6 protein-coding genes are annotated in these 6211 nt (G+C 61.0%); 1 reads left to right on the top strand and 5 read right to left on the bottom strand.

The window, feature by feature from the left end:
- Both QCE63_RS22840 and QCE63_RS22835 read right to left on the bottom strand, forming a co-directional pair.
- Positions 1 to 725 (bottom strand): amino acid ABC transporter permease (locus tag QCE63_RS22840; RefSeq protein WP_309836200.1); only part of this gene is annotated, 725 nt, incomplete at its 3' end.
- A 122-nt stretch (positions 726 to 847) separates the two neighbouring features.
- Entirely contained in the window at positions 848 to 1693 is an 846-nt protein-coding gene (locus tag QCE63_RS22835) for an NAD(P)-dependent oxidoreductase (protein ID WP_309836199.1), read from the bottom strand.
- Positions 1694 to 1834: 141 nt separating this feature from the next.
- Here QCE63_RS22835 and QCE63_RS22830 point away from each other — a divergent pair, with 141 nt between their 5' ends.
- Positions 1835 to 2623, top strand: coding sequence for a FadR/GntR family transcriptional regulator (locus QCE63_RS22830; RefSeq protein WP_309836198.1), 789 nt, complete (start codon positions 1835 to 1837; stop codon positions 2621 to 2623).
- Between the two features lie 85 nt (positions 2624 to 2708).
- Here QCE63_RS22830 and QCE63_RS22825 read toward each other — a convergent pair whose 3' ends face one another.
- The 3 genes from QCE63_RS22825 to QCE63_RS22815 form a co-directional block, all read right to left on the bottom strand.
- Positions 2709 to 4055, bottom strand: a complete 1347-nt coding sequence (locus QCE63_RS22825; RefSeq protein WP_309836196.1) for an MFS transporter — start codon at positions 4053 to 4055, stop codon at positions 2709 to 2711.
- 233 nt (positions 4056 to 4288) lie between these two features.
- A complete protein-coding gene (locus QCE63_RS22820; RefSeq protein WP_309836194.1) occupies positions 4289 to 5197 on the bottom strand; it encodes an SMP-30/gluconolactonase/LRE family protein in 909 nt (302 codons plus the stop codon).
- On the bottom strand, positions 5194 to 6024 hold the full coding sequence (locus tag QCE63_RS22815) for an NAD(P)-dependent oxidoreductase (RefSeq protein ID WP_309836193.1): 831 nt from the start codon (positions 6022 to 6024) through the stop codon (positions 5194 to 5196). The genes QCE63_RS22820 and QCE63_RS22815 overlap by 4 nt, the downstream gene beginning before the upstream one ends.
- Between the last annotated feature and the right edge of the window lie 187 nt (positions 6025 to 6211).

Here is a 6211-nt window from a genome sequence, read left to right as displayed (position 1 = left end):
CCACCGGCGCGCTCGGCGCCTGCGTCGTCGACATGCCCGGCCCGCTTCGCCGCCAGACGGATCGCGCGGCGACGCTTGAAGAGATGCTCGCCGACCTGCCACGCGATCAGCTTGATGATCAGCGACAGCACGAGATACAGGCCCGCGACCACGATATAGGTTTCGAGCGAACGGAAGGTATCGGACTGCACGGTGTTGGCGACGGCCGTGAGTTCTTCCGCCGAGATCTGCGACGCAATGGCGGACGCCTGCATCATCAGCAGAAACTGGCTCGTCAGTGCGGGATAGACCTTTTCGATTGACGGCTGCAACATCACATGCCAGCCGATGCGCCATTTCGACAAGCCCAGGCATTCCGCCGCCTCGATCTGCCCACGCGGCACGGATTCCAGACCGGCGCGAATGATTTCGGCCGCATAGGCGCCGATGTTGATCGTCATCGCGAGCGCCGCGGCCGCGAAGGTCGGCATGCGCAGGCCGATGCTCGCCAATCCGAAATAAAGAAGAAAGATCTGCACGAGGAACGGCGTGTTACGCACCGCTTCGATATAGATGATGCAGAGACGCGTCAGCACGGGCACGCGGGCGCGCTTCGCGAATGCAACGAGCATTCCCACGATCAAGCCGAAGAAGACCGCGACGCACGTCATCTTGAGCGTGAGCCACGCCCCTAGCAGGAACGTCGGCCAGTAAGGCCACAGGGGGGAAAAATCGAGTGAAAACATGGGGCGGTGTCTCTGTCAGGTTTGGCGCTCTATTCGCCAGGACGGCTCTCGCGCCGCTGATTCGATTCTGCACTGGATGTATGACGACATACTACAAGTCGTGATAATGAATGTTGCATGCATTAAACCGGCTCGAACGGTCCGATCGTCGTGAAGGCGCCGCCCTGCAGGACGGCAACCGGATCGGTCGGCAGGGGCGGTGGCGTGGCTTCAATCTTTTCGCGGAAGGGTTCCGACGAGTCATGCGGCACGAAGTCAAGATGCGCGGCGCACCGGTTGTCCCACCATGTGTGCGCATTGGCGGACGTCCCAAAGACAATCGTGTGGCCGACATCGGGCGTGAACAGACTGCAGCGCAACAACTCGTGGAAATCGTCATGGCTCATCCAGCTCGCCATCATGCGACGATCCTTGGGCTCCGGAAAAACCGAGCCGATGCGGATGCTCACGGTCTCGATGCCGTAGCGGTCGAAGTACAACTGCGCCATGTCCTCGCCGAAGGACTTGGACAGCCCGTAGTAGCCATCAGGACGCTTGCGTGCGGTGGCATCGATGACCTCGTCCTGGCGATAGAAGCCCGTGACGTGATTCGAACTGGCGAACACGATGCGCTTCACGCCCTGGCGACGCGCGGCCTCATAGAGATTGAATACGCCCTTGATGTTCGCTTCGAGCACTTCCTCGAACGGGCGCTCTACCGACACGCCGCCCAGATGGATGACGGCGTCGCATTCTTTTGCCAGCGCGTCGACAGCCTCACGATCCGCAAGGTCGCAAGGCACGATTTCTTCATGCGGCGCAGCCTCGCTGCCGAGTACGCCAGGGAGATCGGAAACGCGCACGCGGCGCGCAAATTCGGCCACTCGATGCCTGATTGCCTGGCCGACACCGCCGGCGGCGCCGGTAAGCAACAGCCTTTCGAAGCGAGCGGAATGCTCGCGTGACGACGCGTTGTTTCGTTGTTCCATCGAATCATGTCTCCTGCGAGATTCGGCTAGGGATTACCCTGCACGCATCTTCTTGTACGTTGTCATATCACTGCATGACGCATATCATCATTTGCCAACCGATTTGTCAATGTGTGTAAAACCCATTCCAACGAGAACGCCGTGACGCAATCGCCCGATCCTCACAATCACGCGGAGTCCTTCTCTTCGGCCCATGCAACATCGAGTGCCTCGAACAGCGCATCAGGCGCGCGCCGTAGCCTCACGCTACGCATGGTGGACGCCGTGCGTGCACAGATCGATGCGAGCGAACTGAAGGCCGGTGCCCGCCTCCCTACCGAAGCGGAAATGGTGCAGCACTTCGGCGTGAGCCGTACCGTGGTACGCGAGGCGCTGTCGCGCCTGCAGGCGGAAGGACGGGTAGAAACGCGCCATGGCATCGGCACGTTCATCTGCGAAGCCGCTGCACCGCCGCTCCTGCAGATCGATCCCGCCGATGTCCCCGGCTCCCTCGACGCCCTTGCCATACTCGAATTGCGCATCAGCCTCGAAACCGAAAGTGCGGGACTGGCGGCGCTGCGATGCAATGCGGAGCGCATGACGGCCATGCGCGCCGCTCTCATTGATTTCGCGCGGAACGTCGACAGGAAAGCCGACACTGTCGCGCCGGACCTGCGATTTCACATGGAAATCGCCCAAGCGACCGGCAACCGTTATTTCGTGGAGATCATGGCGCATCTCGGTGCGCGGATGATTCCGCGCACGCGCCTCACCGCGACGCCGGTCTCGCCTGAACGCCACGCCGAATATCTGACGCGGGTGAATCGGGAGCACGAACAGATCGCCGATGCAATCGAGCGCGGCGACGCCGATTCCGCCCGCACGGCGATGCGTCTTCATCTCATCAACAGCCGAGAACGCCTGCGTCGCGCGCAGACGTCGGGCGATTGAATTCATGATGCAAGATTAAAAATGCAAAGGGACCGCGTTCTTTCCGCGGTCCCTTACCTCTTGAAACACCCGCACTCACACTCGCTCAGCGCGCGAGTTTGGGCTCCGCATCGTCGACGTCGTGCGCACCTGAAATGCTCTCCAGCGCCGAGTCATGGTGCAGGAGCAGAACCGCCGCAGCGCCAACCATGCCAGCGCCCGAGAGACACAGCAGGCCCGCGCCGAAGCTGCCTGTGCTGTCCTTGATCCAGCCCATTGCGTAAGGACCGAAGAAGCCGGCGAGATTGCCGAGCGAATTGATCGCGGCGATGCCTCCGGCAGCGGCGGCGCCTGACAGAAACGAGGCAGGCAAGGTCCAGATCACCGGCAGGCAGCCGAAGATGCCGAAGCCCGCGATCGACAGCGCGATCATCTTCATGACCGGATCGTCAAGTCCGGCCGAGACAGCGATGCCGCCGGCCGCCACCATCAACGCAATCGCCACATGCCAGCGGCGCTCGAGCTTGCGGTCCGAATGACGGCCCCACAAGACCATGCTGACGACACCCACCGCATACGGCAGCGACGTCACGAAGCCCGTTTGCAGATTGGTGAGGCCAAACGCCTTCACGATCTGCGGCAGGAAGAAGCTCAGGCCGTAGTTAGTGGCATTGGCGCCGAAGTAGATCAGCGCGATCGCCAGCACACGGGGATTGAAGATCGCTTCCTTGACGCTGAACGCATGCACCGATTCACGATGCGCGCGCTCGTGGGCCTGACGGTCGACCAGCCATTCGCGCTCGTCATCCGCGAGCCAGTGCGCGTCCTTGGGCTTGTCGGTCAGGTAGAAGTACACGACGAATGCAAGCAGCAGCGCCGGAATGGCTTCGATCAGATAGAGCCACTGCCAGCCTTGCATCCCGCTCAGACCGTCCATCTGCAGCAGCGCACCGGAAATCGGGCCGCCAATCACAGTCGAGAGTGGAATCGCCGCCATGAAATACCCGACCACGCGCCCCCGGTACTTGGCTGGAAACCATAGCGTCAGCAGAAAGATGATGCCGGGGAAGAAGCCCGCTTCGGCGATGCCGAGCAGGATCCGCAGGCCGTAGAAGACGTAGGCGTTGGACAGACCCGTTGCTTGCGCGATGTGGGGTATGTACGCCATCGCGGCAGCGAGGATGCCCCAGGTGAACATGATCCGCGCAATCCAGCGGCGCGCGCCGAATCGTTCGAGCAGCAGGTTCGACGGAACCTCAAAAAAGAAATACGCGATGAAGAAAATACCGGCGCCGAAGCCGAACATGCTCGCAGTGAAGCCGAGCGCCTTGTTCATTTGCAAGGCTGCAAAGCCGACGTTGACGCGGTCCAGATAGGCTATGAAGTAACACAAAATCAGGAACGGCACGAGGCGAACCATCACGCGCTTCATGGTGCGGGCTTCAAGGTCCATCTATGTCTCCTCCGGATAGAAGAATCGCTAGATCGCGGGTACTTTTGGATACCTGCGGAGCCTACTCTTTAAGGAGGAACTACAGCATTGGTGTTTAGCCTTGGTATCGGTTCCGAAGCCCGGCCGACAAGCGGAACGGCATGCGCCAATCCGGTGCTGGAAGGTCTTGCATCCCAGCATTTGCAACGTCATGTATTGAAGAAAATGTGAACGGATTGTTCCGCTTCGTGCTGTCATGCGACCGGTAACATTCCGGCGTATTCCGGTTCCGGTAATCCTTGCACGCCTGGATGCAGAGCGAACACATGGCCGTCGTCGTCGGTTGCGTTTGCAGACGGGCGAATGGTCGTGACGAAAAGCGTCGAGAGATCACTGCCGCCAAACGCGCACATGGAGGGCTTGCTGGCAGGCAACGCGATTTCGCGGTCGAGCCGGCCTTGCGGCGTAAAGCGCAGCAGGCGCGCGGCATCGTTCGCGCAGGTCCAGTAGCAACCGTCCGCATCGACCGCTGCGCCGTCCGGACGACCCGCGTGATGATGCAGGTCGGCGAACACACGCCGTCCGCCGGGCGTGCCGCTGTCCACGTCGAAGTCGAACGCCCAGATGAGGCGGCGTTGCGGATGAGAATCTGACAGATACAGGATCCTGCCGTCCGGCGACCAGGCCAGTCCGTTCTGCGTGATCAAACCCTCGACAACCGGGTCGGACAGGACGCCACGCTGATCGAACCGGTATAGCGCGCCGGCCGCGCTCGCAAGCGACATGTCCTGCACCATCGTGCCCGCCCAGAAACGGCCCTGCCTGTCACAACGGCCATCGTTGAAGCGCATGCCCGGAGCGCCGAACGAAGGCGCAGCCAGCTTTGCGGCGTGGGCATCGCCGCTGTCGTGCAGCGTCACGGCAAAGATGCCGCTCTCCATGCCGGCGACGACCTGTCCGGCCGCATCGAATGCAAAACACGCGACTTGTTCCTTGAACGTCCATTCCGAGCGCTGTCCGCTCTCGAGCACGAGTCGGACAATGCGCCGTGCCGGAATGTCGACCCAGTACAGCGCGCCCTCTTTCGCGCGCCAGACCGGGCATTCGCCGACCGTCGCGACGCCCGCCGATTCAAGACGTTCAACGCGCACGCCGCCACTCATCGCTTGCGCTCCATCGGCTCGCCGATGACAAACTGCCCACCCTGGAAGCGCTGTGCAGGATCGTCGTGATCGGCGGTCGGCGCCTTCGGCGGGAACAAACCGTTGAACTGCGCCGAGCTATCTTGCGGATTGAACCCCAGGAAACCCGCTTTCGAGTTGTCCCACCACTTCACCGGGTTGTCCGATGCCCCATACACGACCGTATGCCCCACGCGATTCGTGAACAGCGAGCACCGTACGAGTTCGATGAAGTCGCGATAGCTCAGGTAAGTGACCAGCATGCGCGGGTTCTTCGGTTCCTCGAACGACGAACCGATGCGCAGGCATACCGTCTCGATGCCGAAGCGATCGAAGTAGTAGCGCGACAGCGATTCGCCAAAGCATTTCGTCACGCCATAGAGACTGTCCGGACGCTGCGGCGAATCGGCGTCGAGCACTTCGGTGACGGGATGAAAGCCGATCGCATGATTCGAGCTCGCGAACACCACCCGCTTCACGCCATGGCGACGCGCCGCTTCGTAGATGTTGTAGGTACCACGAATGTTGGCTTCGATCAGGTCATCGAACGGGGCATCGATGGAGATACCGCCCAGGTGCACGATCGCGTCCACACCTTCGACAAGTTGCATCACCTTGGCGATGTCAGCGAGATCGACGGCGCTCGTTTCTTCATGCCGCGCGGCGTCGTCGAGCGGCGCGATGTCCGAGAGCCTCACCACGTCGGCCCACTGCGAAAGTGCACCGCGCAGTTGTCGGCCCAGGTTGCCGGCTGCGCCGGTGAGAAGCAGACGCTTGAACGGTTTGCCCGCTGCCGTTGGCTGATTCATCGAAACTCCTGTGGAATACGTTGCACTACATTGAAAGCAAAAAAGAAGAAAACGTTTTCGGCAGCACGATCCTTGTCAGCGCCGGGATCAGAATCTAGTTGCATGCAAAACGCTGCATGCAAAACGCAAAATGCGTTTTCAATGTTTCCCGATTTTCTGCGACAATTCGTGAATTCCGCGAAAACGT

Source organism: Caballeronia sp. LZ065 (genome assembly GCF_031450975.1).
Lineage (GTDB): Bacteria > Pseudomonadota > Gammaproteobacteria > Burkholderiales > Burkholderiaceae > Caballeronia.
The sequence above is the reverse complement of the archived record's forward strand: the minus strand, read 5'-3'. Positions and strand labels throughout refer to the sequence as shown.

Bases quoted from the DNA above. Each gene is read 5' to 3' on its own strand.
- QCE63_RS22825 (WP_309836196.1), bottom strand. From the start codon at position 4,055: ATGGACCTTGAAGCCCGCACCATGAAGCGCGTGATGGTTCGCCTCGTG.
- QCE63_RS22835 (WP_309836199.1), bottom strand. From the start codon at position 1,693: ATGGAACAACGAAACAACGCGTCGTCACGCGAGCATTCCGCTCGCTTC.
- QCE63_RS22820 (WP_309836194.1), bottom strand. From the start codon at position 5,197: ATGAGTGGCGGCGTGCGCGTTGAACGTCTTGAATCGGCGGGCGTCGCG.
- QCE63_RS22815 (WP_309836193.1), bottom strand. From the start codon at position 6,024: ATGAATCAGCCAACGGCAGCGGGCAAACCGTTCAAGCGTCTGCTTCTC.